Source organism: Nocardia exalbida NBRC 100660, assembly GCF_000308575.1.
Classification (GTDB): Bacteria; Actinomycetota; Actinomycetes; order Mycobacteriales; family Mycobacteriaceae; genus Nocardia; species Nocardia exalbida.
Genome location: NZ_BAFZ01000159.1, coordinates 1 through 24,725 on the forward strand (window position 1 = coordinate 1; position 24,725 = coordinate 24,725).

25 protein-coding genes are annotated in these 24,725 nt (G+C 69.9%); 15 read left to right on the plus strand and 10 right to left on the minus strand.

All coding sequences use genetic code 11. The features are described 5' to 3' along the window. From ON29_RS30905 to ON29_RS30915, 3 genes are all read left to right on the plus strand, one after another. Positions 1-732: amidohydrolase family protein (locus ON29_RS30905; RefSeq protein ID WP_157172953.1), on the plus strand; the 732-nt coding region annotated here is incomplete at its 5' end. 271 nt (positions 733-1,003) lie between these two features. Beyond that, entirely contained in the window at positions 1,004-2,260 is a 1,257-nt protein-coding gene (locus tag ON29_RS30910) for an amidohydrolase family protein (protein ID WP_040871746.1), read from the plus strand. Positions 2,261-2,269: 9 nt separating this feature from the next. Beyond that, positions 2,270-2,566 (plus strand): DUF4286 family protein, encoded by a 297-nt coding sequence (locus ON29_RS30915; protein WP_051175796.1) that lies wholly within the window; start codon positions 2,270-2,272, stop codon positions 2,564-2,566. Between the two features lie 69 nt (positions 2,567-2,635). On the opposite strand, the gene ON29_RS30920 is transcribed toward ON29_RS30915, so the two are convergent. Genes ON29_RS30920 through ON29_RS30935 form a run of 4 tightly spaced genes read right to left on the minus strand, consistent with a single transcriptional unit; the run spans position 2,636 to position 7,692 of the window. Beyond that, complete coding sequence (locus tag ON29_RS30920; RefSeq protein ID WP_040871747.1) at positions 2,636-3,793, minus strand: thiolase C-terminal domain-containing protein; 1,158 nt, start codon at positions 3,791-3,793, stop codon at positions 2,636-2,638. Then, entirely contained in the window at positions 3,790-4,974 is a 1,185-nt protein-coding gene (locus ON29_RS30925) for an OB-fold domain-containing protein (RefSeq protein ID WP_040871748.1), read from the minus strand. The genes ON29_RS30920 and ON29_RS30925 overlap by 4 nt, the downstream gene beginning before the upstream one ends. A 19-nt stretch (positions 4,975-4,993) precedes the next feature. After that, entirely contained in the window at positions 4,994-6,202 is a 1,209-nt protein-coding gene (locus tag ON29_RS30930) for a CaiB/BaiF CoA transferase family protein (protein WP_040871788.1), read from the minus strand. 23 nt (positions 6,203-6,225) lie between these two features. Further along, positions 6,226-7,692 (minus strand): aldehyde dehydrogenase family protein, encoded by a 1,467-nt coding sequence (locus ON29_RS30935; RefSeq protein ID WP_040871749.1) that lies wholly within the window; start codon positions 7,690-7,692, stop codon positions 6,226-6,228. Between the two features lie 301 nt (positions 7,693-7,993). Between ON29_RS30935 and ON29_RS30940 the strand changes: the two genes are divergently transcribed. The 9 genes from ON29_RS30940 (at position 7,994) to ON29_RS30980 (ending at position 16,083) form a co-directional block, all read left to right on the plus strand. After that, on the plus strand, positions 7,994-8,701 hold the full coding sequence (locus ON29_RS30940) for an SDR family NAD(P)-dependent oxidoreductase (RefSeq protein ID WP_040871750.1): 708 nt from the start codon (positions 7,994-7,996) through the stop codon (positions 8,699-8,701). Between the two features lie 56 nt (positions 8,702-8,757). Beyond that, positions 8,758-9,618 carry a mycofactocin-coupled SDR family oxidoreductase gene (locus ON29_RS30945; RefSeq protein ID WP_040871751.1) on the plus strand — a complete coding sequence of 287 codons (861 nt, stop codon included), beginning with the start codon at positions 8,758-8,760 and terminating at the stop codon, positions 9,616-9,618. A 14-nt stretch (positions 9,619-9,632) separates the two neighbouring features. Then, a complete protein-coding gene (locus tag ON29_RS30950) occupies positions 9,633-9,827 on the plus strand; it encodes a ferredoxin (RefSeq protein ID WP_040871752.1) in 195 nt (64 codons plus the stop codon). A gap of 10 nt (positions 9,828-9,837) precedes the next feature. After that, the gene (locus ON29_RS30955) at positions 9,838-11,196 is read left to right on the plus strand and encodes a cytochrome P450 (RefSeq protein WP_040871753.1); all 1,359 of its coding nucleotides are present in this window, start codon (positions 9,838-9,840) and stop codon (positions 11,194-11,196) included. 79 nt (positions 11,197-11,275) lie between these two features. After that, entirely contained in the window at positions 11,276-12,961 is a 1,686-nt protein-coding gene (locus ON29_RS30960) for a thiolase C-terminal domain-containing protein (protein ID WP_051175797.1), read from the plus strand. Between the two features lie 16 nt (positions 12,962-12,977). Next, positions 12,978-13,934: an alpha/beta fold hydrolase gene (locus ON29_RS30965; protein WP_051175798.1), complete on the plus strand. Its 957-nt coding sequence runs from the start codon at positions 12,978-12,980 to the stop codon at positions 13,932-13,934. Positions 13,935-13,938: 4 nt separating this feature from the next. After that, positions 13,939-14,460: a DoxX family protein gene (locus ON29_RS30970; protein WP_040871754.1), complete on the plus strand. Its 522-nt coding sequence runs from the start codon at positions 13,939-13,941 to the stop codon at positions 14,458-14,460. Further along, the gene (locus tag ON29_RS30975; protein WP_040871755.1) at positions 14,460-15,278 is read left to right on the plus strand and encodes an NAD(P)-dependent oxidoreductase; all 819 of its coding nucleotides are present in this window, start codon (positions 14,460-14,462) and stop codon (positions 15,276-15,278) included. The genes ON29_RS30970 and ON29_RS30975 overlap by 1 nt, the downstream gene beginning before the upstream one ends. Before the next feature lies 1 nt (position 15,279). Then, positions 15,280-16,083, plus strand: coding sequence for an NAD(P)-dependent oxidoreductase (locus ON29_RS30980; RefSeq protein ID WP_083864180.1), 804 nt, complete (start codon positions 15,280-15,282; stop codon positions 16,081-16,083). Positions 16,084-16,363: 280 nt separating this feature from the next. Here ON29_RS30980 and ON29_RS30985 read toward each other — a convergent pair whose 3' ends face one another. Then, positions 16,364-16,552, minus strand: a complete 189-nt coding sequence (locus tag ON29_RS30985) for a ferredoxin (RefSeq protein ID WP_040871757.1) — start codon at positions 16,550-16,552, stop codon at positions 16,364-16,366. Continuing rightward, positions 16,549-17,850: a cytochrome P450 gene (locus ON29_RS30990; RefSeq protein ID WP_217999359.1), complete on the minus strand. Its 1,302-nt coding sequence runs from the start codon at positions 17,848-17,850 to the stop codon at positions 16,549-16,551. Before ON29_RS30990 ends, ON29_RS30985 begins: the two co-directional genes overlap by 4 nt. A gap of 140 nt (positions 17,851-17,990) precedes the next feature. On the opposite strand from ON29_RS30990, the gene ON29_RS30995 reads away from it, so the two are divergent. The 3 genes from ON29_RS30995 to ON29_RS31005 all read left to right on the plus strand — a co-directional run bounded on the left by ON29_RS30995 (position 17,991) and on the right by ON29_RS31005 (position 20,943). After that, positions 17,991-19,145, plus strand: coding sequence for an acyl-CoA dehydrogenase family protein (locus ON29_RS30995; RefSeq protein ID WP_040871758.1), 1,155 nt, complete (start codon positions 17,991-17,993; stop codon positions 19,143-19,145). A gap of 34 nt (positions 19,146-19,179) precedes the next feature. Next, positions 19,180-20,409 carry an acyl-CoA dehydrogenase family protein gene (locus tag ON29_RS31000; protein ID WP_040871759.1) on the plus strand — a complete coding sequence of 410 codons (1,230 nt, stop codon included), beginning with the start codon at positions 19,180-19,182 and terminating at the stop codon, positions 20,407-20,409. A gap of 348 nt (positions 20,410-20,757) precedes the next feature. Further along, positions 20,758-20,943 carry a hypothetical protein gene (locus tag ON29_RS31005; protein WP_040871760.1) on the plus strand — a complete coding sequence of 62 codons (186 nt, stop codon included), beginning with the start codon at positions 20,758-20,760 and terminating at the stop codon, positions 20,941-20,943. An 85-nt stretch (positions 20,944-21,028) separates the two neighbouring features. On the opposite strand, the gene ON29_RS31010 is transcribed toward ON29_RS31005, so the two are convergent. The 4 genes from ON29_RS31010 to ON29_RS31025 all read right to left on the minus strand — a co-directional run bounded on the left by ON29_RS31010 (position 21,029) and on the right by ON29_RS31025 (position 24,707). Next, positions 21,029-21,340 (minus strand): 2Fe-2S iron-sulfur cluster-binding protein, encoded by a 312-nt coding sequence (locus ON29_RS31010; protein ID WP_040871761.1) that lies wholly within the window; start codon positions 21,338-21,340, stop codon positions 21,029-21,031. Between the two features lie 156 nt (positions 21,341-21,496). After that, entirely contained in the window at positions 21,497-22,264 is a 768-nt protein-coding gene (locus ON29_RS31015) for an enoyl-CoA hydratase/isomerase family protein (protein ID WP_040871762.1), read from the minus strand. Then, positions 22,264-23,535 carry an acetyl-CoA hydrolase/transferase family protein gene (locus ON29_RS31020; RefSeq protein ID WP_083864181.1) on the minus strand — a complete coding sequence of 424 codons (1,272 nt, stop codon included), beginning with the start codon at positions 23,533-23,535 and terminating at the stop codon, positions 22,264-22,266. Before ON29_RS31020 ends, ON29_RS31015 begins: the two co-directional genes overlap by 1 nt. Continuing rightward, the gene (locus ON29_RS31025; RefSeq protein WP_040871763.1) at positions 23,532-24,707 is read right to left on the minus strand and encodes a CaiB/BaiF CoA transferase family protein; all 1,176 of its coding nucleotides are present in this window, start codon (positions 24,705-24,707) and stop codon (positions 23,532-23,534) included. The genes ON29_RS31020 and ON29_RS31025 overlap by 4 nt, the downstream gene beginning before the upstream one ends. Positions 24,708-24,725: the final 18 nt, after the last annotated feature.

A 24,725-nucleotide genomic window follows, 5' to 3' on the forward strand; every position in this document is an offset into this window, starting at 1 on the left:
GCCGAGGCGGTGACGGCCGGAGTGATCCGGCAGCGGGTGCACTGCATGGCACCGCCCGGCGTGACCGATCCCGGGCAGCAGCGATTCTCGCTGGGGCCCACCAAGATCCTGCTCGACGACACCGCACTCCCCTCGTTGCCGGAATTCGTAGCGCGCATCCGGGCAGCACACGCGGCAGGCAGGCCCGTCGCGGTGCACTGCGTGACCCGAGTACAGCTGATCTTGACCATCGCCGCCCTCGACGAGGCGGGGCTGCTCGCCGGTGACCGGATCGAGCACGGCGCCATGGTGCCCGCCGATCTCATGGAATGGTTGCGCCGCAAGCGCGTTCCGGTGGTGACGCAACCGCATTTCCCGGTCGAGCGCGCCGAGCAGTACGCCCGCGAAGTGGCGGCCGAGGACCGGGGCGACCTGTGGCGGCTGGGCTCCCTGCTGACCGCCGGGGTCCCGGTGGCGGCCGGAACCGACGCCCCGTTCGGTGATGCCGACCCGTGGGGGGTGGTGCGCGCGGCCGTCGAACGCGAACCCGCCGAGCGGATCTCGCCGCCCGCCGCGCTCGCCTTGTTCTCCGGGCATCCCGCGCGGCCCACCGTGCCGCGCGCCGTCGCGGCCGGTGAGGTCGCGGATTTGACCCTGCTGCGCGTGCCGCCGCGGGAGATCGATGTGCCGGACCGGGAACTCGTCGCGGCCACCGTTGTGGACGGCACAGCGGTGTATGTGGCGATCGGTTAGTCCGCTCCAGCGGTACCGGGGTCACCGTGCCGATGCCCCGTTTGCCCTCGTGTGAAAACGCTATTCTCATTCAAGAAGAATGCTCTCTCCAGCGCCCGTAGCCGTCAATGGTCGCGAAACGCCGGGATGACGTCCTCACTCTGTCGACCCGGCCCGACCCGAGGTGTATCGTCTACTAGAGCTACGAGAGTGACATTCTCTTCATAGAAGATTTATCGTCTCGAACTGCCGGAGCGCAGCCCGGCGCAGCGCGCGAACAGCGAGGAGTCACGTGAACATCGACGACATGATCCTGGTGAGCATCGACGACCATGTGGTCGAGCCGCTCGAGATGTTCGACAACCACGTTCCGAAGAAGTGGGCCGATTTCGCCCCGAAGGTCGTCGTCGACGAGAACGGCATCGACCGGTGGGTGTACCGGGACCGGCCCACCGGCGTGGCCGGTCTGAACGCCGTCGTCACCTGGCCTGCCGAGGAATGGGGCAAGGACCCGGCCGGATACGCCGAGATGCGGCCCGCGGTCTACGACGTGCACGACCGTGTGCGCGACATGGACGCCAACGGCGTCCTCGCCTCCATGTGTTTCCCCACGTTCACCGGCTTCAGCGCGGGTCACCTCAGCCGCGGCGGACAGGACGAGATCACCGTCGCGATGATCTCGGCGTACAACGACTGGCACATCGAGGACTGGGCGGGCGCCTACCCGGGCCGGTTCATCCCGATCGGCATCCTGCCCATGTGGGATCCGGCGCTGGCGGTGGCCGAGATCGAGCGGCTGGCGGCGAGGGGCTGCCACTCGGTGACCATGCCGGAGCTGCCGCACATCGACGGCCTGCCCAGCTACCACGATCTCGACTACTGGGCGCCGGTGTTCCAGGCGCTGTCGGACCACGAGACGGTGATGAACCTGCACATCGGCCAAGGCTTCGGTGTGCTGCGGCTGGCGCCGGACGCCCCCATCGACAACCTGATGGTGCTGGCGCCGAGTATCTCGCTGATCGCCGCCCAGGATCTGTTGTGGGGTCCCGCCTTCCGCAGCTATCCGAAACTGAAGGTCGCGCTGTCCGAAGGCGGCGTCGGCTGGATCCCGTTCTTCCTGGACCGCTCCGACCGGCACTACACCAACCAGCGCTGGCTGCGCCGCGACTTCGGCGGCAAGCTGCCCAGCGAGGTGTTCCGCGAGCACGTGCTCGCCTGCTACGTGACCGACAAGACCGCGCTGAAGTTCCGCCACGACATCGGCATCGACAACATCGCCTGGGAATGCGACTACCCGCACTCGGACTCGATCTGGCCGGACGCGCCCGAGTTCGTGCTGGGTGAACTGCGGGCCGCGGGCGCCGACGACACCGACATCCACAAGATCACCTGGCAGAACGCCACCCGTCACTTCAACTGGGATCCGTTCGCGCACATCCCGAAGGAGCGGGCGACCGTGGGGGCGTTGCGGGCGAACGCGACCGACGTCGACACCTCGACCAGGTCGCGCAAGGAATACGCCGCGGCCTATGCCCAGCGCGCGAGCTGAGGCGGCGGAGTGCGGCTGCTGGTCTTCTCCACTCCGCGGGACGGAATGGACGCCGAATACAACGAGTGGTACGCCGGGACGCACATCCCCGAGATGCTCGCCGTCCCCGGCGTCCTCTCTTGCACTCGCCACCGCTTGATTCGTGGCGACGCCGGTGCGGCCCGCTACCTCGCCGTGTACGACATCGACGGCGATGTCCACACCGTGCTGGCCGAACTCGGCGAGCGCGCCGCCGACGGACGCATGGCGCTCACTCCGGCGGCCGACCCCGCCAAGACCAGAATCACCGTCTGGGAACAGATCTGAGCGGGGACAGCCCCGGTGCGGACGGTCTCGATCGTCCGCACCGGGGCTGTCCGCTGCCAGGGCCGGTCCTCAGCGCGGCCCCTCCAGGATCGTCACCGCCGACACCGCGGTCGGCCCGCCGAGGTTGTGCGCCAGACCGATTCGCGCGCCGTCCACCTGGTTGACGGCGGTGCCGCGCAATTGCTCGAACAGCTCTACGCACTGCGCGACGCCGGTCGCGCCGGGCGGGTGACCCTTGGTCTTCAGTCCGCCACTGGGATTGACCGGCAGGACGCCGCCGACCGTCGTCGCTCCGGCCTCCACCAGCTTGTACGCCTCGAACCGCTCGGCGAAACCGAGGTCCTCGTAGCTGATCAGCTCGATGCCGGTGAAGAAATCGTGCACCTCGGCGACGTCGATGTCCCCCGGGGCGAGCCCGGCCATCGCGAACGCCGCGCGCGCCGCCCGCACCGTCGCGGGGAAGGTGGTCATGTCCCGCTTGTGCTGGTGCATCACCGAGTCCAGGCCGAGGCCGACGCCGCGGATCCACACCGGCCTGTCGGTGTAGCGGTCCACGACGTCCTCGGCGGCGAGCACCAGAGCCGCGGCGCCGTCGCTCTGCGGCACGCAGTCGTACACGCCGAATGGATCGGCCACGATCGGCGCGGTCAGCGCCTGCTCCATCGTGATCTCGAACCGCAGGCGCGCTTTGGGATTGCGCGCGCCGTGCCGATGGTTCTTCACCGCGACCATCGCCAAGTGCTCCCGGGTCGCCGAAGACTCGTACAAATACCGGTTGACGTGCAACGCGAAACCCGCCGGCGCGAACAGGCCGAGCTGGTAGTCCCAGGCGTTTTCCCTGGTCAGGTTCTCCCACTCGCGCAGCAGGTCCTTCTGCGCCGTCTCGCGCAGCTTGTCGGCGCCGATCACGAGCGCGACGTCGACCGCGCCGGAGGAGATGGCGAACAGCGCGTTGCGGACCGCGTCGTGACCGGTGGCGCAGGAGTTGTCGATGTGCGTCACGGGCAGGTCCGGCAGGTCCAGCGCGTCGGCCAGCACACCGGCGGGGAAGCCGCCGGTGGTGCCTATGGCGCCGAACCAGGCGGCCTGCAGATCCGTCGTGCGCAGGCCCTTGTCGACCGAGGCGGCGCAGTCGGCGAACGCCATGAGCAGCAGGTCTTGGATGCCGAGCGCGAAATGTTCGGCGAAGGGCGTCATCCCCGCGCCGACGATGGCCACTTTCCTCATACCGCCTCCGGTTCCGGTTCCGGTTCGAACGCGTATCCGTAATCCGGCACGCCGGAGCGCACCGCCACCCGTCGCAGGACCATGCGCCCGCGATCGCCGATGGTCACCGTGCCCGGGTCGGCTCCGGTGACCTTGGCCAGCGCCCGGACGCCGACGTCGTCGAGTTCCACGATCACCAGGGAGTACGGGCTCTTCAGCCCGGGCACCGGGATCCGCACCGTCGTCTCGGCGTAGACGCTGCCGGTCCGCGGCAGCGGCACCAGGGTGTAGCCGGTACTGAGGCTGCCGTCCCGGCCCACCCGGTAGCGGGGCGGGAAGTCCAGCTCCGCGCTGTCACCGTGCCTGCCCGCCTCCCAGCGGACCTTGGCCTCGAACGCGCGCTCGTAGGCGGCCAGCGAGATCGGCAGGTCCGCGCCGGGCAGGGCGACGACCTCCGGAAGCGCCCGCGCGGGCAGTTCGTTGCGCCGCACCCGGGCAGCGCCGGGCACCACCATGACCCCGCTCAGGTTGGCCTGCTCCACGCCGACCAGCAAGCCGGCTCCGCCCCGGTCGGCCATCGCGGCGAGCGCGAACAGCCCGGCGCTGGCGCCCAGCGTCGGCAATCGCGGCGGTGCGGCCAGGCACAGCGCCGCCGCCTGCTTGTGATCGACGCCCGCCACCGCCACCGGCGTGTCCAGCCACGCCGCCGAAAGCGAGGCGATCAGGCCCCTTTCGTGCAGCAGCCGGGGATCGCCGTAGTCGTGCACCGCGCCGAGGGCGTTGCGGGTACGCACCGGAAGGCTGCGCGTGACGCGCGCCGCGGTGCGTACCTGCAGGCCTTCGCGGTCGGACACCCAGGCCGCCACCGCGCCCGCCGGTTCCAGGTCGACACCGATGACCAGGGTGCGCGGGCGCGCCGAACTCGAGGCGTCCAGCGCCGCCGGGGCGCCGCCGAGCCGCTCGATGACCTCCAGTTCGGGATCCAATCCCAGACCGGCCAGCAGGACGGCGGCGTTGCTGCTCTCCACCAGCGGCAGATCACGGCTGACCAGCACGACGCGTTCCACCGGCTCGCCGGACGCGACGGCGGATCGCCCGGCCTCCACCGCCAGGGTGACGGCGTCCTCGTCGTCACCCGCGATCCGGCTGCGCTGGCTACCCCAGCAGGGCAGATACGTGCCCAGCGATGCGATGTACGGCATCGGTCCCTCTTTCCCGGGCCTAGGCCACCGCGCCGGCGGCCTTGAGCGCGATGATGCGATCCCAATCCAGGCCGAGTTCGAGCAGGATCTCCTCGGTCTGGGCGGCGAATTCGGGGCCGGGCCGCAGTTCCGGCGCGCCGACGTCGAACTGCACCGGACTGGACACCAGTTCCAGTTCCCCTGCCGGAAGCAGATATTCGTTCGCCCTGATCTGCGCGTCCTGCGTCACCTGCCACGAGTCCTGCACCGGAGCCCACGGTCCGGCCAGGGTGGCGAAGCGCTCGCTCCACTCGGCCAGCGTGCGTTGCTCGATCACCTCGCGCAGGATCTGCACCGCCTCGGCGGTGTGCGCCGCGATCTGCGCCGCGTCGGCGAAGCGGGGGTCATCGGCCAGTTCCGGGCGGTCGATGTGCCTGCAGACATCCGCCCAGAACTTGGCCGGTTGCAGCATGACGAACGACAGATAGCGATCGTCGGCGGTGGCGTAGAGCCCCGACAGCGGATTGGTCGGCGCGCCGTGGGCACCGGGCATCGGCGCCACCAGCGGTTTGTCCTGGCTGGCCGACAACGCGACGGTGTGCCCCATCGCCCACAGTCCGCTGCCGAGCAGCGAGACGTCGACCACCGAAGGTTGCCCGGTCCGTTCGCGTTTCAGCAGGGCGGCGGCGATCCCGCCGGCGAGATTGGTGCCGGAGATGGTGTCGCCGAACGCCGGGCCGGGTGGTTGGATCATGCCCTCCAAGCCCGGCGGGGTGATGGTGGCCGCGATACCGCCACGGCACCAGAACGCGGTCATGTCGTAGCCGCCGCGGGCGGATTCGACGCCGCGCGGGCCCAGCGCGCTGCCCCGCGCGTAGACGATATCCGGGTTCACCGCGCGGATGTCCTCCACGTCGATGCCGAACTTCGTGCGCGCCTGCGGCAGGAAGCTGGTCAGGAACACGTCCGCTCGCCGGGCCAGGTCGTAGATCACCTCCCGGCCCTCGGCCACCGACATGTCCACCCCGATGCTGCGCTTGCCCCGGTTGGCATGCTCCACATTGGGATTGGGGTCGCCCTCGATCTTGAACGCGCCCACTTGCCGCAGTCCGCGCTGCGGGTCACCGGTGACGGCGTGCTCGACCTTCACGACGTCGGCCCCCCAGTCGGAGAGCACCGCGCCCGCCGACGGGACGAAACCGTACATCGCGACCTCGAGCACCCGGATGCCCTCCAGTGGCTTGCTCACCGCCTCACCTCGCTCGGGCTCGCTCACGCGACCACCTCCGCGAGGGTCTTGCGCTCCAGGAACTCCTCCAGGCCGACGCGACCCATCTCCCGGCCGATGCCGGACTGCTTGTATCCGCCGAAGGGCGCGTCGGGATGGAAGTAGTTGCCGCCGTTGATGCTCAACGTGCCGGTGCGGACCCGCCGCGCCACCGCTTTCGCCCGTTCGGCGTCGGCGCTGAACACCGCGCCGGACAGGCCGTAGATGGAGTTGTTCGCGATCCGTATCGCGTCCTCGTCGTCGGTGTAGGGGATGAGAGTCAGCACCGGGCCGAACACCTCTTCCTGCGCGATCTCGCTGTCCGGGTCGACGTTCGCCAGCAGGGTGGGCTTGTAGAAGTAGCCCGGATTCAGTTTCTCGCCGCCGGTCACGAGCGTGGCACCGCGCTCGACCGCCCGCTGCACCATGCCGTGCACCTTGTCCCGCTGGCGTTCGCTGATCAACGGGCCCATATAGGTTTTGGGATCACCGGGGTCGCCCCAGGTGACGTGGGCGAAATTGGCCGCGATCAGCTCGGCGACCTTGTCGTGGTCCTGGGCCGGTACCAGCACGCGCGTGGTCAGCGCGCAGCCCTGCCCGGCGTGGGTGACCACGCTGAACGCCGCGAACAGCGCGGCTTTGGTGTAATCGGCGTCGTCGAGCAGGATCATCGCCGATTTGCCGCCCAGCTCCAGGAACACCTTTTTCAGGGTGCCGCTGGCGGCGGCCATGATCTGGCGCCCCACCGGCGTGGACCCGGTGAAGGTGACGACGTCGACGTCCGGGTGGGTGGTCATCCGCTTGCCGACCTCGATATCGGAGGAGGCCAAGACGTTCACCACGCCGGGCGGGATGTCGGTGTGCCGGGCGATGATCTCGCCCAGCGCCAAGGTGGCCAGCGGAGTATCGGGCGCGCCCTTGAGCACCACGGTGCATCCGGCGGCGAGGGAGGGTGCGAGCTTGGCCAGCGCCAGCTGATGCGGGTAGTTGTAGGCGGCGATGGCGGCCACCACGCCCGCGGCTTCCAGCTCGACCCAGCGCCGGTGCTGCTGACCGCGGATCTCGACCACGCCGAGGTCCTCGCTCCAGGCGTAGTCCGTCAGGAGTCCGGCGTAGTAGCGCACGATCTCGAACGGGACCTCGAGCTGGTTGCCGTGGGTCAGCGTGCGCGTCGCGCCGACTTCGGCGATGGTCAGTTCCCGCAGCTCCTCCACGTTGTCGCGCAACGCCTGGTACAGCTGGTTCAGACAGTGCGCCCGGAACTCGTGGTTGGTCGCCCAGTCGGTGGTGTCGAAGGCCCGCCGCGCCGCCGCGGCGGCCGCGTCCACCTCGGCCACACCGGCTTCCGGCGCGTAGCCGTACACCGCGCCGGTGGCGGGATCGAGCGACGCGAGCGTGCGCCCGGTCTCGACCAGCTGCCCGTCGATCAGCAGCCGCCGCGCCACCGCTATCGCCTGTTCCTGCGTTGACATCCTGTCTCCTCGCCGGGTGTGGAAATTAGATTCTCGATATTGGAGAATTTAACACTCGCGATAGCGGAATGCAGCAACAATCATTGAGTTGCGCAGGCTCGGAGATCCCACCCTGACCCGAGGGGGGAAGCGAGCACCGGCTGCGGCGCGACTCTTGCGTCCGAGAACTGAACGAGAGTACGGTTCTCGCAATCGGAAGGGAGATTCTTGTGGTGGACACGACAACCCGCGTCCCGGTCTCGACGCGGCCGCGCGCACGCCGGTCGCCGATCGGCACGATCACCGGAGAGGGGTCGCACGCGTGAAGACGGCCGTGGTCACCGGAGGGGCGTCCGGCATCGGACTGGGCATCGCGCAGCGGTTGCGCAGCACCGGATTCCACGTCGCGTCGCTCGATCTCAATCCGCCCGCCGACGACGACTTCGCCTACCGGGCCGACGTCACCGAACCGGAGCAGATCGCCGACGCGCTCACCGCCATCCGGGCGAAGCTGGGCCCGGTCACCGTGCTGGTGAACGCCGCGGGCATCGACGGCTTCAAGCGCTTCCAGAACATCTCGTTCGCCGAATGGCAGCGGGTGATCGACGTCAACCTCAACGGCGTCTTCCACTGCGTCCAAGCGGTGCTGCCGGACATGCTGGCGGCCGGGTGGGGGCGCATCGTCAATATCTCCTCCTCGAGCACGCATTCGGGCCAGCCGTTCATGACGCACTACGTCTCGGCCAAGTCGGCGGTCAACGGCCTGACCAAAGCGCTGGCGCTGGAGCTGGGCCCGTCCGGCATCACCGTGAACGCGGTGCCGCCCGGGTTCATCGACACGCCGATGCTGCGCAAGAACGAGGAGGCACGCCGGCTCGGCGGCTCCGTCGAGGACCACATCCAGCGGACCCCGGTCCGCCGGGTCGGCACACCCGAGGACATCGCCGCCGCCTGCGCGTTCCTCATCTCCGAGGAGGCCGGTTACATCACCGGCCAGATCCTCGGCGTCAACGGCGGCCGCAATACCTGAGACCCGTTGCGCAGCAGGCGCGATGGGTCAGCACAAGCAAGAACGAAAGGATTGCCGTGGGACGCGTAGAGGGTAAGGTCGCGTTCGTCACCGGAGCCGCTCGTGGCCAAGGCCGCAGCCATGCGGTACGGCTGGCGCAGGAAGGTGCCGACATCATCGCCGTGGACATCTGCCGTGACATCGACACGATCGGGTACGCGCTTTCGCGCCAGGAGGATCTGGACGAGACCGCCCGGCTGGTCGAGAAGACCGGCCGCCGCATCGTCGCCGAACCGGCCGACGTGCGCGAGGCCGGACAGCTGCGCGTCGTGCTGGAACGCGGGATCGAAGAGTTCGGCCGGCTGGACATCGTCATCGCCCAGGCGGGCATCGCGGGCATGAAGGGCACGCCGCAGTGGCAGGCCTGGTCCGACGTGATCGACACCAACCTGGTCGGCGTGATCAACACCATTCAGGTCGCGCTGCCCCATCTGGGCGCGGGCGGGTCGATCATCGCCACCGGCTCGGTGGCCGCGCTGATGGACGTGTCCAAGGTGGACCAGCCGGGCAAGGATCCCGGCGGGATCGCCTACGTGGTCGCCAAACGCGGCCTCGCGCAGTACGTGCACGCGCTCGCGTTGCACATCGCGCCGCAGAACATCCGCGCCAACGTCATCCACCCCACCAACTGCAACACCCCGATGCTGCAGAGCGAGCCGATGTACCGGTCCTTCCGCCCCGACCTGGAGCATCCCACCCGCGCGGACGCCGAGCCCGCCTTCCATGTGCAGCAGGCCATGCCGACCCCCTACGTCGAGCCGGAGGACATCAGCGACGCGGTGCTGTTCCTGGCCTCCGACGAGGCGCGCTACATCACCGGCACGCAGTTGCGCGTCGACGCGGGCGGCTACCTGAAGTGGTACGACTACCACGTCTGAGAGGAAGAAACACCGTGAAGGTCCGAGTCGATCAGCAGCGCTGCCAAGGGCACACGCTGTGCGCGATGATCGCCCCGCAGTCGTTCGAACTCAGTGAGATCGACGGCCACTCCTCCCCCATCGGCGAATCGGTTCCCGCGGACCAGCTCGATCAGGTCCGCGAGGCGGTGCATTCCTGCCCGGAACGCGCGATCTCGATCGCCGAATAGGAGCTGCGCCATGACCGTCGAGAACGTCACCGATTTCGAACGCAAGCAACCCCGGTTCCATTTCGACCGCTACGCTCCCGAATACCGGGAGAACTTCCAGGCGATCACCGAGGCGATGCAGAGCGAGTGCCCGCTCGCTTGGACCGACACCTACGACGGTCACTGGGTGGCCGCGGGCAACAGGGAGGTGTTCGAACTCGCGCGCTGCCCGCACATATCCAACGATCACGACCCGCAGGGCGTTCGCAAGGGCTACCGCGGAATCTCCATTCCGCCCGCGCCGCGCGCACGCGGCATCCGCGGCGGCATCCTGGAGATGGACGAGCCCGAGCACCGGGAACTGCGTTCGGCGCTCAACCCGTACCTCTCCCCCGCCGCGGTCCAACGCTGGGTGCCGTTCGTGGACGAGGTGGTGCGCGCGGCCATCGACGAGAAGATCGAGAGCGGCCGCATCGATTTCGTCGACGACCTGGCGAATGTCGTTCCCGCCGTGCTGACCCTCGGCATGCTGGGCGTTCCCTTGCGGAAGTGGACCATCTACAACGAACCGGTGCACGCCGCGGTCTACACACCGCCGGACTCGCCGGATTACCCGCGCATCGCGGAAATGCACCGCACGATGGGATTGGACCTGCTCACCAATCTCGCCGAAATCCGGGAGAATCCCCGGCCCGGGCTGATCCACGCGGTCGCCTCGGCGCAGGTCAACGGGGGTCCGCTGCCGGACATGGAGATCCTGGGCATGCTCAGCCTGCTCATCGGCGGCGGTTTCGACACCACCACCGCGCTCACCGCGCACGCTCTGGAATGGCTGTCGCAGAATCCGGGCGAACGCGAAACCCTCAGCCGGGAAAGGGATCTGCTGCTCGACTCGGCCACCGAGGAGTTCCTGCGCTACTACACCCCGGCCCCCGGCGACGCGCGCACCATCGCGGAGGACTGCGAGGTGGCGGGAGCCTCCTTCCGAGAAGGTGATCGCCTCTGGTTGTCGTGGGCGATGGCCAACCGCGATCCGGCGGTGTTCGAGTATCCGGAGCGGCTGATCCTGGATCGGAAAGGCAACCGGCACTACAGCTTCGGTCTCGGCATCCACCGCTGCATCGGTTCCAATGTCGCCCGCACGGTGTTCAAGCGGATGCTGGTGGCCGTGCTGGACCGGATGCCGGACTTCCGGTGCATCCCGGAGGAGACCGTGCACTACGACACGATCGCGGTGATCCAGGGCATGCGGCACCTGCCCACCGAGTTCACCCCGGGCCCCCGGCTCGGTCCCGGGCTCGACGAGACCTTGGCGAAGCTGCAGCGAGTCTGCGACGAGCAGCGGCTCGCCGAGCCGGTGACCGTCCGCAGAGGCGCGGCACAGATCTGACCGGAACCGGACCGACCCCGCCGCGTGTGGCCGACCGGACACACGCGGCTACCGGCTGCGACGACTACGAGGAGGCGCTGTGGCAGACACGGAGCAGACCCCCGCGACGGCCGAGCCGTCGGGACGGCCACTGCCGCTGCTCGGCCTGGACACCGAGTTCTTCTGGACCTCGGGCGCCGACGGCACGCTGCGCATCCAGGAGTGCCGATCCTGCGCCGCACTGATCCACCCGCCGCAGCCGGTGTGCCGGTACTGCCGCGGGCACGATCTCGGCGTGCGGGAAGTCTCCGGTGCGGCCACCCTGGCGAGCTTCACGGTCAACCACCGCTTCGCCGTGCCCGGCCTGCGGCCCCCGTACGTGGTGGCGCAGGTGGCGCTGGCCGAGGATCCGCGCGTCCGGTTGACCACCAACATCGTCGACGCCGGTCCGGACGACCTGACCCTCGGCATGCGGATGGAGGTGGTCTTCCAGCAGGACGCCGACGTGTGGCTGCCGCTGTTCCGGCCCGCCGCCGAGCAATCCGAGCCCGCGCCGCTGCCGGTGGACGAGATCGAGCCTGAGCGTTTCGCCGAACACGTGCGGCCGATGCTGCGGCAGGAGAAGTTCGAGGAGAAGGTCGCGCTCACCGGGATCGGGATGTCCCGGATCGGGCGCAGGCTCATGGTGGCGCCGCTGGCGCTGACGATCGAGGCGTGCGAACGCGCGGTCGCCGACGCGGGCCTGACGCTCGACGACATCGACGGCCTGGCGTCCTATCCGGGCGGCGGGAATCTCGGCGGCTTCGGCGAGGGCGGGGTCACCGCCCTGGAAGCCGCGCTCGGCCTGCGCCCGAGCTGGCACAACGGCGGCATCGAGACCTTCGGGCCGGGCGGATCGGTGATCGCGGCGATGACGGCGGTGGCCGCCGGGCTGGCCCGGCACGTGCTGTGCTTCCGCACCGTGTGGGAATCGACCTTCAACGAGCTGACCAAGGCGGGGCGAATCCCGCCGTCCGGCGGCCGCACCACGAGCTGGCTGACGCCGTTCGGCGCGATCTCCGCCGCGCACACGCTGGCCCAGAACGCCCAGCGTCACTTCCACCGCTACGGCACCACCCGCGAGACGCTGGGCTGGATCGCGCTCAACCAGCGCGCCAACGCCGAGCTCGAGCCGACGGCGGTCTACCGCGACCCGATGACCATGGAGGACTACCTCTCCGCGCGGCCGATCACCTCCCCGTTCGGGCTCTACGACTGTGACGTGCCCTGCGACGGCGCGGTGGCGGTGATCGTCTCGGCGCTCGACGCCGCGCGCGATCTGCCCGGTCCGCCGGTGCTGGTGGAGGCGGTCGGCACCCAGATCGTCGAGCGCGTCGAGTGGGACCAGAGCACGCTCACCCACGAACCACAGGTGCTCGGCCCGGCCGCGCACCTGTGGACGCGCACCACGCTGCGTCCCGAGGACGTGGACGTCGCCGAACTCTACGACGGGTTCAGCTTCAACTGCCTGTCCTGGATCGAGGCGCTCGGTTTCTGCGGCATCGGCGAGGCCAAGGACTTCCTCGACGGGGGCAAGAACATCGCCCGCGACGGCATGATCCCGGTCAACACGCACGGCGGCCAGCTCTCCCACGGCCGCACGCACGGCATGGGCCTGCTGCACGAGGCGGTCGTGCAGCTGCGCGGCGCGGGCGGGCAGCGGCAGGTGGCGGGCGCCCGGGTCGCGGTCGTCTCCAGCGGCGGACTGACGCCCGGCGGCGCCATGCTGCTGCGCTCGGCGTCCTGATCGTGATGGCCACGCCATGACACTCACCGAATCCGACCTCGGCCGCCTCGGCGACACCGCACCGCTGCCCGTGGTCGCCGACGTCGACGGCATCCCGGTGTCGGGGTTGCTGGCCGAGGCGCCCGCGCCCCGCGCGGTAGTGGTCGCCCTGCACGGTGGCGCCACCACCTCGGCGTACTTCGACTGCCCCGGGCATCCGGAGCTTTCCCTCCTGCGGCTCGGCCTGCGGCTGGGTTACACCGTGCTGGCGCTGGACCGGCCCGGATACGGCGCCTCGGGTCCGTTCGCCGACGAACTGTTCCCGCCGCAGCGCCGCGTCGATCTGATGTTCGGGGCCGTCGAAGCGCAGCTCGCCGGCCGTCCACGCGGTGCGGGCGTCTTCCTGCTGGCGCACTCGGCGGGATGCGAACTGGCCCTGCGCATGGCCGGTGACGAACGCGGCCGGGAGCTGCTCGGCCTCGAGTTGGCGGGCACCGGCCGCACACACCATCCGGAAGCCCAGAAAGTGCTGTGCAGCCCGCGGCCGGAAGGCACCCGGCCCCCCGGACTCGGCGCGCTGCTGTGGCGACCGCGGCGGTTGTATCCCCCCGACCTGAGCGGCGCCTCGATCGCCGTCCCCGGCCCGCGGCTGGAGGCCACCATCGTCACCAACTGGGCCGATCGGGATTTCCCGCGCCTGGCCGGGCAGGTGCGGGTCCCGGTGCGATTCACCGCGGGCGATCACGAAACGGTGTGGCGCAACGACATCGAGGAACTCACCGCCATCGCGGCGCTGTTCGGCGCGGCGCCGCGGGTGGTGCTCAATCAGCAACCCAACACCGGGCACAACACCAGCCTGGGCTACACGGCGGCGGCGTACCACCTCGAGGCGCTCGCCTTCGCCGAAGAGTGCGTCGTCGCGGCCGACACCGGCGAATTCACCGGTCCCGCAATTCAATTGGACGGACGCGCGCACGCGCGGCCAGAAAGGTGAGGCCATGGAGGTCACCGATGTCGCGCTGCTGCTGTTGCGGCTGGTGGTGGGAGTCACCATGATCGCGCACGGCGTCAATCACTGGATCGGCGGCGGCCGGATCGCCGGGACGGCGCGGTGGTTCAGCGGGCTGGGGCTGCGCAACGGCGTCCTGCAGGCCTGGCTGAGCGTGGTCACCGAGATCGGCGCGGGCGCACTGCTCGTGCTCGGGCTGCTCACGCCGTTCGCCGCCGCGGCGATCATCTCGGTCATGCTCGTCGCCGGACTGCTGGCGCACCGCGCCAACGGATTCTTCGTCTTCAAGGAAGGCTACGAGTACGTCCTGGTGCTGGCCGTGGTCGCGCTGGCGCTGGGCCTGCTCGGGCCCGGATGGCTGTCGCTGGACCACGCGGCGGGCGTCGAGATCATCGGCTGGGCCGGTGGCGCCGTCGCGCTGGGTGTGGCGGTGCTGGCGACGGCGGGACTGCTGATCGCCTTCTACCGGCCCGCTCCCGCGCCGGAGATCGTCACCGAGGAGGTGCGCTGATGCGTGTCGGGTTCATCGGACTGGGCAGTCAGGGCGCGCCGATGGCGCGCCGCATCATCGAAGGCGGCTACCCGACCACCTTGTGGGCGCGCCGCCCCGCCTCGCTGGAGCCGTTCTCGGGTACGGCGGCCGCGACGGCCGAATCCCCCGCCGCCCTGGCCGCGCGCAGCGATCTGGTCTGTCTGTGCGTGGTCGGTGACGCCGACGTGCGCGAGGTGGTCACCGGGCGCGACGGCGTCCTGGCAGGCCTCACGCCGGGGTCGATCATCGCCGTGCACTCCACCGTGCACCCGGACACCTGCCGGGAGCTGGCCGATCTCGCTGCGCCGCACCGGGTCACGGTGATCGACGCGCCGGTCAGCGGCGGAGGGCCCGCCGCGGCGGAGGGCAGGCTGCTGGTCATGGCAGGCGGCGCCACCGAGGCCGTCGAGCGCAGCCGCCCGGTGTTCGAGACCTACGCGAACCCGATCGTCCACCTGGGCGAGCTGGGCTCCGGCCAGGCCACCAAGCTGCTGAACAACCTGTTGTTCACCGCCAATCTCGCCACCGCCGCCAGCACGCTCGCGCTCGGCAGGGAGCTCGGTATCAGCCCGGAGAAGCTGGGCGAAGTGATCACGCACGGCACCGCGAACAGTTTCGCGCTGGGCCGCATCGTCTCGGCGGGTGGCACGTTGGATCGGCTGGCCGCACATGCCGGCGATCTGCTCCGCAAGGACGTCGGCTTGGTCGCCGGTCTGGCCGACGCGGCGGGAGTAACTCCGGGAATCGTGCTCGGCGCTGCCGACGCGACCCTCGCGCTGATGGACCGGCAGCGCTGACGTGCGCATAGGTTTCGTGGGAGCCGGGCGGATGGGACGCCCGATGATCGGGCGGCTGGTGTCGGCCGGGCACATCGTCCGGGCGGTCGGGCGATCCGCCGAATCGCGCGCGGCCCTCGCCGAGATCGGGGCCGAGCCGGTCGCGACCGTCGCCGAGACAGCCGACGCCGCGGAGGCCGTGGTGGTGTCCGTATTCACCGACGACCAGGTCCGCGAGGTCTGCCTCGGCGGCAGCCTGCTGCGTGAGCTGCCGCGTGCGGCCGTGCTGATCGTGCACACGACCGGCAGTCCGGCGACGGTGACCGAAATCGCGGCGGCGGCCCCGGCTGTCGAGGTGGTGGACGCACCGGTGAGCGGTGGACCGCACCACATCGCCACCGGTGAGCTCACCGTCTTTCTCGGCGGTACCGACGAGGCGGTGCGCCGAGCGCGGCCCGTGGTGGCGGCTTACGCCGACCCGGTCCTGCACGTCGGGCCACTCGGCGCGGGGCAGCGGGTGAAGCTCGTGAACAACGCGCTGTTCGCGGCGCAGATCGGGCTGGTCGCCGATGCGGTCCGGCTCGGCGGCCAACTCGGTGTGGACGAGGCCACCCTGCTCGCCGCCCTACCGCACGCCAGCAGCGGTGGACGCGCCGTCAGCAGCGTCGCGGGCAAGGGCGCGGTCGAGGTATTCCGCGCCTCGGTGGGCGAGTTCCTCCGCAAGGATGTGGCCGTGGCTCGCGCGCTCGTCGCCGAATTGGGCGGTGCACTGGGGATATTGGACGCCGCCATCGACGCGGGCATACCCGCGACCGACCGCACCTGATCAGCGAACCGATACCCCCGCAGTCCAGCGCCGAGAAGGCGATGCGGCGGAAACATCGTTGCCAGGGGGCTACATCGCCGCGGCGGTGGCACCACCACTGCGCGCTGCACTAGCGTCGGCCCGTACGCTGGATTCCGCGGTGCGACGGGCCGCGACCTCTGAATCCCGCAACGCCCGCATATCTCTCACGTGCCGAACAGGCCTCTTCCGCCGGACAACTCGTCTCAGCGGCTGCGCGCCGCCGACATTTCAGGGTGCGAGATCCGCGTGCGCGCCACGCTCACTCGATGACGATCGCCTGTTCGGGACAGCACTGCACCGCTTCGTGCACCTGCGCCTCGAGGTGCGCGGGCACGTCGGCGGCGGTGGCTTCGGCGTAGCCGTCGTCGGTCAAGGAGAACACCTCCGGGCACAGGCCGAGACACACGCCGTGCCCCCGGCAACGATCCTCGTCGACGGTGACCTTCATCGGGCCACGCCCTCCGCGACGTCGAACTCCAGATGCAGCGAAGTGAGCCCGCGCAGGATGAACGTCGGCAGATAGCGGTAGTCGCGCGCGCCCTCGGGGCCGTGCACGCTCTCGTCGATCCGGAAGCCGGTGGTGCGCTCGAGCAGCCGTTCGATGGCGACCCGCGCTTCGGCCCGCGCCAGCGGCGCACCGGGGCAGGTGTGCACTCCGCGCCCGAAAGCCAAGTGCGAGCGGGCATTGGAGCGTTCCGCCGCGAAGGTGGTGGGGTCGTCGAATCGGCGCGGGTCCCGGTTCGCGGCGCCGTTGACCACCATCAGGACCGTGCCCGCGGGCACCTCGGTCCCGCCGACGGTCGTGGACACCTTGGCCAGCCGGAAATCGCCCTTGACCGGGCTCTCCATCCGGAGGCACTCCTCGATGAAGTTCTGGATGCGGCTGCGGTCCTCGCGCAGGTACTGCTGGATGTCGGGGCGCTCGGCCAGTATCTTCAGCGCCGAACTGAGCAGCCGGACGGTGGTCTCCTGTCCCGCCGAGAAGAGGTTCGCCGCCACCCGGACCACATCGAGCACCTCGGGCTCGCGCCCGTCCGGGAACGTCGCGGTGGCCATGCTGGTCAGCACGTCGTCCCGCGGGTTCATCCTGCGGTCCGCGACGTACTCGGAGAACTTTGCGTAGAGGAATTCGATGGGGTTGTGCGACATGTTCTCCCCGGCGGTACTGCCGACGCTGGAGCCCTCGCGGTGCGGATCGCGTTGCAGCGCCTGCAGGAACGCCTCCTGATCGCCCTCGGGGACACCCAGCAGGTCGGCGATCACGTAGAGCGTGAAGGGGCCCGCGAATTCGCGCATGCAGTCCCCCTTGCCCTTGGCCAGGTACTGATCGAGCATCCGGTCGGCGATCGCCCACATCGCCTGCTCGTTCTCCTTCAGGCGTTTCGGGGTGATCAGCCGCATCAGCAAGGCGCGGTGATCGGTGTGCACCGGCGGGTCGAGGGTCGGCAGCTGGTCGCTCATCGGGAGCGTGTCCCGATGCTCGGCGATGAGGGCGTCGACGTCGGTCGCCCCCTCCAGCGATACCGGGAATCCGGGGAACGGACCGGTGACCGAGATGCAGGAGGAGAACCGTTCGACGTCGTTGTAGACCTCGAGCGCCTCCTCGTAACCGGTCACCATCATCACGTCGTGGTGCTTCTCGCGCGTCACCGGGCACTGCTCGCGCAGCGCGTCGAAGTACGGATACGGATCGGCGACCAGCTCCTGCCCGAGGAAGAAGTCCAGATCCTGGAAGTTTTTCACCACTCGACGATCCCTTCGACGCCCGGCCGGCACCGCCAACGGCGTGATTTGCCGGTCGACTTCCGTGATTGAGAATATGCCTCTCATCTGTGAGTATGAGATTTCCATATCTAGCGCCGCGCGTCAACCGAAGGACCGGCATCATGAGCCTCGAACCCACCGCCGATCAGCGGTTTTTCCAGTCGACCACCCGTGATTTCCTCGCAGGCACCGTCCCGGTGGGTACCGTGCGAGCGCTCGGCGCGTCCGGAACGGGATTCGACCGGTCCTGGTGGCGGCGCGGCGCGGAACTGGGATGGACAGCCATGCTGGTGCCCGAAGAATTCGGTGGCGGAACGGTTTCCGGGCGGGCGATGACCGAGCTCGCCTTGGTGGCCGAAGAACTCGGTCGCGCCTGCGCGCCCGGCCCGTTCGTCACGACCAACGCGGTCCTGGCCGGGCTCTCCTCGGACGCGAGTCGTTTCGCCGAGGCCCTCACCGCCATCGCCGCGGGCGAGACGATCGCGACGTGGGCGGTCTACGAACCGGGCCGAGGCTTCGACGCGCTCTCCCCCGGCTCCGGCGCCACCGGCCGGGCCGCGCGCACCAGGGCCGAACCCGACGGCCGCGGTTACCGGCTCAACGGTGTGAAAGACCGCGTGGAGTCGGCCGACCAGGCGGACCTGTTCCTGGTGACCGCCGAGAGCGCCGACGGCCCGGTTCAGCTGCTGGTGCCCGCCGACGCCCCGGGCGTGAGCGTCACACCGGCGTGGACCCTGGACCTGGTCCGCCGCACCGCGCGTGTGACGTTCGAGGACGTCGCGGTGCCCGCCGACGCTGTGCAGGTGGGCGCAGGCGCCGCCGACGCGATCCGGGCGCAGGCGCACACGGCGGCCGCGCTCACCGCCGCCGAGATGGTCGGCGCCACCGACACCGCGCTGGCCGCGACGTTGACCTGGCTGTTCGACCGCTACACCTTCGGCAGGCAACTGGCCTCCTACCAGGCGCTCAAGCACCGGATGGCCGACAACAAGACGTGGCTGGAAGCGTGCCGGGCCACCGCGACCGCCGCCGCGGCGGTCTGGGACGACGACCCGGCGAGCGCGGAGGAGGCGATCAGCATCGCGAAGTCGTATGTGGGAGCGAAGGCCCCCGTGATCGCCCAGGACTGTGTGCAACTGCACGGCGGCATCGGCGTCACCTGGGAACACGACCTGCACCTGTATCTGCGCCGCATCACCCTGGGCCGCGCCCTCTACGGCACTCCCGAAGAGCACCGGCGCCACATCACCGATCTACTCGACACGGCAGCCGCGTGAACCGAATCGAACTCGCTTGGAAGGCACCTACGCTATGACCACGGATCTGGAGCCCGTCGAAGACTTCCGTGCACGTGCGCGGACCTGGTTGCGCGACAACCTGCCCCCGGCTTCGGCCGCGGAATACAAATCCGACACCGAGGAGGCGTGGGACCGCGCCCGGCAACTGCAACGGATTCTCCACGACGGCGGCTTCGCCGGGATCTGCTTCCCCGCGCAGTACGGTGGCCTCGGCCTCACCACCGCCCACCAGCGGGCGTTCACCGAGGAATCGATTCCCTACGAGATGCCGCTGCTGCTGAACGTGCCGACGCTGGCCATCTGCGCGGCGAGCCTGCTCGATCTCGGCACCGAGGAGCAGAAGCGCGCGCACCTGCCCGCCGTACTGCGCGGCGAGGAGATCCTGGCACAATTCCTGTCCGAGCCGCGCGGCGGGTCGGATCTGGCCGGGCTCACCACCCGCGCGGAGCGCGACGGCGATCGCTGGATCCTCAACGGATCCAAGATCTGGAGTTCCGGCGCCTACGCCGCCGACTACGGCCTGTGCCTGGCTCGAACCAACTGGGAGGTCACCAAGCACCGCGGGCTCACCATGTTCCTGGTGCCGGTGCACGCCGAAGGCGTGACGGTGCAGCGGATCAAACAGGTGACCGGCTCGACCGAGTTCTGCCAGGAGTTCTTCGACGACGTCGCGCTGCCCGAGGAGGCGGTGCTCGGCCAGGTGGACGGTGGCTGGGACGCCGCGTCCCGGCTGCTCTACCACGAGCGGGCCGCACTGGGCGGCACCTCGCCGTACACCAGCGGCGCCCGCCCGCACCTGGGTGGCGAGGCCGACCGGTTGCTCGAACTCGCCCGCGCCACCGGCCAGTGGAACGACCCCCGCACCAGGGAGGACATCGGCGAGGCGCGGGCCATGAACGTGGTACGCGACCAGCTCATAGCGCACATCTCACGGGCGATCGCCTGCGGCGAGCTACCACCCTCCGCCGGCGCCATCACCCGGCTGTTCACCGCCGAGAATGCCTGGCTGCAAACCGATCTCGCGGTACGCATCGCCGGGCCCACCGCGGCCACCCACAGCCCCGGGGACGCGGCCGACACGACCGAGGTCGGCCTCGACTACCTGTTCCGCTCGGCGTGGAGCCTGGCGGGCGGCAGCACCGAGATGGCGCGCAACGTCATCAGCGAGCGCGTGCTGGGCATGCCCCGCGAGTTCGCCGCCGATCGCGACGTCCCGTTCAACCAGGTCAAGCACGGCCGATGACCCGGGAAGGCTGGTGCGATCACGCACCACTACGCATGCCGCGCGACGACTACTGAGGACGGATCGGCCCCGGCCCCGGCGGGGTCAAGGCACGCAGGCAGAAGGCTGTGATGCGCTCGACGTCGCCGTCGGCCGGTTCACTGCGCTGCCGCAACCGCTCGGCCAGCGTGCCGATGGTGGCGTGGCGATCAGCGCCGCGTCCGAATCCGGTGCGGCGCTGCCCAACTCAGCGAGCGTGTCGCGCAACAGGACGGCCGGCGCGGCGTCCACCATGCCCGGTCCCGCCGCGGGCGCGGTCCGGGCCCCGCGGCGTTCCAGAGGACGGCGCTGGCCGCCTGCAAAGAGCTGGTGCGGCTGTCGGCCACCGACGCCACCCGCGCGGCCGCTCGCCTGAATTACTGGCAGGAAACCGTATTCACCAGCGCCGACGCCAAGGAGGGCGCACAGGCGTTCCTGGCGAAGCGGCCGCCGGTGGCCGCGCTGCGGCATGTGGCCGACGGCCGCGCGATCGGCAAGGTGCTGGTCGACCTATAGGACGGTCAGCCGGTGGACAGACGCCGGAGCCGGCGGGACCGACCGTATTCGTTGCGCTGCGGTAGAAGTCGCGCCACCGCACGGGTCATACGTAATCGACTGTCACCGACGGGGTCTGCGGAACGGACTGGCAGGTCAGCACGTACCCGTCGGCCACGTCCTCCTCGGTCAACGCGTCGTTCACCCGCATCTCGACGCGGCCCGCGACGAGGCGCGCCATACAGGTGCCGCAATTGCCCTCCTCACAGGCGAACGGCGGGTTGAGCCCGGCTCGCTTCGCGGCTTCCAGCACCGTCTCGTCGGGGCGCACGTCGATGGTGGACCGCGCGCCGTCCACCAGGACGGTCGCCACGCAGGTGGCCGTCTTCGACGACTCGGACAGTGGGGATGCGGCCATGACGCACACTCCTGATCAATGGGGATCGCACAACGCCGGTGACGCGCCGACCGGCGCCGCCGGGGCGTAGATTGAGCACTCGCTCAGCATGCTGTGCACATGCGTAGCATGGTTCTTCCGGCTGGGTCAAGAGGAGGACCGCGCCGGGGGCCCGGGTCAGCGGCCCGTCCAGCGCGGGCTGCGCTTCTCGGCGAACGCGCGGGGACCCTCTTGCGCGTCCTCGCTCGTGTAGCAGTGCACCGAGGCGTGCCGGGCGGCTTGCAGCGCGGCCGAGCGGCCCATTTCGGTCGCGAGCATGACCGTCTCCCGCGCGGCCCGCACCGACAGCGGAGCGCCCGCGAGGATCTCGGCGGCCAGCTCGAGCGCCGCGTCCAGGAGAACCTCGGGTTCGGCCAGCCGGTTCACCAGTCCGATCTCGTAGGCCCGCCGCGCATCGATCGGCTTTCCGGTCAGCAGCAGCTCCATCATGATCCGCTGCGGGATCATGTGGATCAGCGGCGCGGCCCACGGCGAACTGCGACCCACCTTGACCTCGGTGACCGCGAAGGTCGCCGTAGTGCTCGCGACACACAGATCGCATGCCTGGGCGATCATCCAGCCCCCGGCGAACGCCGCGCCGTTGACCGCCGCGATCGTGGGCTTGGACAGCTCGATGGTGTCGTAGGGCAGCGGGTACATCTCGCGCGGCGGCACCGTCATGCCGGTGGCCACCATCTCCTCGAGATCCCCTCCCGCGCAGAACGCTTTCGGTCCCGCGCCGGTCAGGATCGCGACGCGCAACGCGGGATCGCGCTCGAATCGGTCCCAGGCGTCGAACAGCCCCTCTCGCACGTCCCGCGCCAGGCAATTGCGCCGTTGCGGCCGATTGAGCGTGATGATCGCGATCCCGTCGGAGCGGGCGTCGAAGACAACGGCGTCGGACATCAGAAACCTCTCCGCTGGACGACGCGCGCCGCCCGCTCCAGTTCGTCGCGGAAATCGGGATGCGCCACGGCGATCAGCCTGCGGGTGCGCTCGGCCAGCGTCCGCCCGGCGAGTTCGGCGGCGCCGAATTCGGTGACGATCACGTCCACGTCGCTGCGCGCCGTGGTGACCGGCCCGGACAGTGCCGCGGTGATCCGGCTGACCGTCCCGCCTTTGGCGGTGGAGGGCAGTGCGATGATCGCGTGACCCCCCGGCGAACGAGCGCCTGCCCGGACGAAGTCCACTTGGCCCCCTGTCCCGCCGAGATAGGACGCACCGCTCTGTTCGGCGTTCACCTGCCCGGTCAGGTCGACCTCCACGGCGGAGTTGATGGTGACCAGCCGTTCCAGTCGCGCGAGCACGCCCGCGTCGTGGGTGTAGTCGGTCGCGCACATCCGGATCGCCGCATTGCGGTCGGCGAACCGGTACAGGCGCTCGGTGCCGATGAGCGCGCCGGTGACCGACACCCCGCGATCGATGGTTTTGCGCGCGTTGGTGATCGCGCCCGACTCGACCAGATCGACCAATCCGTCGCCGATCATCCCCGAATGCACACCGAGATCGGTGCGGTCGTGCAGCAGGCGCACCACGGCGTCGGGTACGGCGCCGACCCCGATCTGCAGCACCGCGCCGTCCTCGATATAGGCCGCCGCGTGCGCGGCGATCGCTTCATCGACCGGGCCGATCCGGGCGGGCGGCACCTGCACCGGCGGCCGGGAAACCCGCACCGCGTAGTCGATCCGAGCTCCGGGCAGCCGTTCGCCCAGCGTGAAGGGCACTTGGTCGTTGACCTCGGCGACCACGACGCGCGCCGCCGCCACCGCCGCGCGCACATGGTCGCTGACCAGGCCGAAGCTGTGGTCGCCGTGCTCGTCGGCTGGACTCACCTGCACGAAAGCCACGTCGCAGCCGAGGATTCCGGCTTCGATCATCGGCCCCACCCGGCTGATGTGGCAGGGGACGATGCCGAGCCGATGCTCCTTGGTCAGCGATCGCAGCGCGCCGATCGCGCCCATGCTGGACAAGGTGAAGGCTTCGGTCGCGGCCGGGGTGAACAGACCGGAGAAGCTCGTCGCGATGAACGCCGACAACCCGCCGATCGCACCGCCCTGTGCGATGAGCGCCTCGATCAAGGTGGCCGGCTCGCCGCACGCCTGCCCGACCACGATGCGGTCACCGGCCCGCAGGATCGTGCTGAGGTCCAGGTCGGCGGCCTCGAGCAGCGCGGTCACCGCTGGACCCGGCCGTTCGGAAGGTCATCGGCGGCGGGCCGCAACCGGCCGACCACCTCGGCGGTGTCGGCGCCGAGCCTGGGTGCTGGTCCCGCGATGTGGCCGGGAGTGCGGGAGAACCACGTTGGCGGACCAGGAAAGCGAACCGATCCATATGGTGAATCCACGGTTTCGAAGAAGTCCGTGTCGGCGAGATGCGGATTGTCGAAGAGTTCGTCCAGCGACCGCACCGGTGCGGCCGGAATGTCCAGCGAGCGCAGCAGTTCCAGCCATTCGGCCGTGCTCCGCGCACGGAACGTTTCGGCGAGACGGGCGTAGACGATGTCGATCCTGGCCGCGCGCTGCTCCAGCGTGGCGAACTCCGGCCCGGCCCACGGCGGGCGCACCGCCTCGACGAATGCCGTCCACTGCTTGTCGTTGTAGACCAGCGCGGACAGGTAGCCGTCCGCGGTGCGATAGGGCTTGCGGTCCGGCGTCACCGCGCGCGGGTAGGCCGCGGGGCCGAGCGGGGGGTCGAACATGGCCCCGTTGGCGTGCTCGACCAGCATGAACGCGGCCATCGTCTCGAACATCGCGACCTCGACTTCCTGCCCCTCCCCGGTGCGTTCCCGGTGGAACAGCGCCATCGTGGTCGCGTACAGCGCGGTCATCCCGGCGATCTTGTCGGCCATGATGGTGCCGACGTACCCGGCGGCACCGGTGAGCCGCTCCTGCACGTACGGCAGTCCGCACTCGGCCTGGATCGTGTCGTCGTAAGCGGTACGGCCGGCGTCCCGGCCGCGGCGGCCGTAGCCGTAGCAATTGGTGTAGACGATCGAAGGATTCAGCGCGGCCACCTCGTCGTAAGCGAAGCCCAGCCGGGCGATCGCGGAGGCGCGCATCGAGTGGATGAACACGTCGGCCTCTGCGACGAGCTCGCGCAACGATCGCTTGCCGTCCTCGGATCGCAGGTCCAGCACCACGCTGCGCTTGCCCCGGTTGACGTTGACGAAGACGCCGCCCATCCCCCGTTCCGGGCCCACCGAGATGTAGCGGGTGTTGTCCCCGTCCGGCGGCTCTATCTTGATCACGTCCGCGCCCATGTCGGCCATGATCTGCGTGCAGTACGGGCCCATGACCATCGCCGTCAGATCGACGACCCGGAGCCCCACGAGCGGACCACGATGTTCCATCGCCACGCCTCTTCCACC

Coding starts and splice junctions, on each gene's coding strand:
- ON29_RS30985 (WP_040871757.1), bottom strand. CDS start 16,552: ATGAAGGTCACCGTCGACGAGGATCGTTGCCGGGGGCACGGCGTGTGT.
- ON29_RS30955 (WP_040871753.1), top strand. CDS start 9,838: ATGACCGTCGAGAACGTCACCGATTTCGAACGCAAGCAACCCCGGTTC.
- ON29_RS31015 (WP_040871762.1), bottom strand. CDS start 22,264: ATGTCCGACGCCGTTGTCTTCGACGCCCGCTCCGACGGGATCGCGATC.
- ON29_RS31010 (WP_040871761.1), bottom strand. CDS start 21,340: ATGGCCGCATCCCCACTGTCCGAGTCGTCGAAGACGGCCACCTGCGTG.
- ON29_RS30920 (WP_040871747.1), bottom strand. CDS start 3,793: ATGAGGAAAGTGGCCATCGTCGGCGCGGGGATGACGCCCTTCGCCGAA.
- ON29_RS30970 (WP_040871754.1), top strand. CDS start 13,939: ATGGAGGTCACCGATGTCGCGCTGCTGCTGTTGCGGCTGGTGGTGGGA.
- ON29_RS31025 (WP_040871763.1), bottom strand. CDS start 24,707: ATGGAACATCGTGGTCCGCTCGTGGGGCTCCGGGTCGTCGATCTGACG.
- ON29_RS30935 (WP_040871749.1), bottom strand. CDS start 7,692: ATGTCAACGCAGGAACAGGCGATAGCGGTGGCGCGGCGGCTGCTGATC.
- ON29_RS30965 (WP_051175798.1), top strand. CDS start 12,978: ATGACACTCACCGAATCCGACCTCGGCCGCCTCGGCGACACCGCACCG.
- ON29_RS30975 (WP_040871755.1), top strand. CDS start 14,460: ATGCGTGTCGGGTTCATCGGACTGGGCAGTCAGGGCGCGCCGATGGCG.
- ON29_RS30925 (WP_040871748.1), bottom strand. CDS start 4,974: ATGCCGTACATCGCATCGCTGGGCACGTATCTGCCCTGCTGGGGTAGC.
- ON29_RS30995 (WP_040871758.1), top strand. CDS start 17,991: ATGAGCCTCGAACCCACCGCCGATCAGCGGTTTTTCCAGTCGACCACC.
- ON29_RS31000 (WP_040871759.1), top strand. CDS start 19,180: ATGACCACGGATCTGGAGCCCGTCGAAGACTTCCGTGCACGTGCGCGG.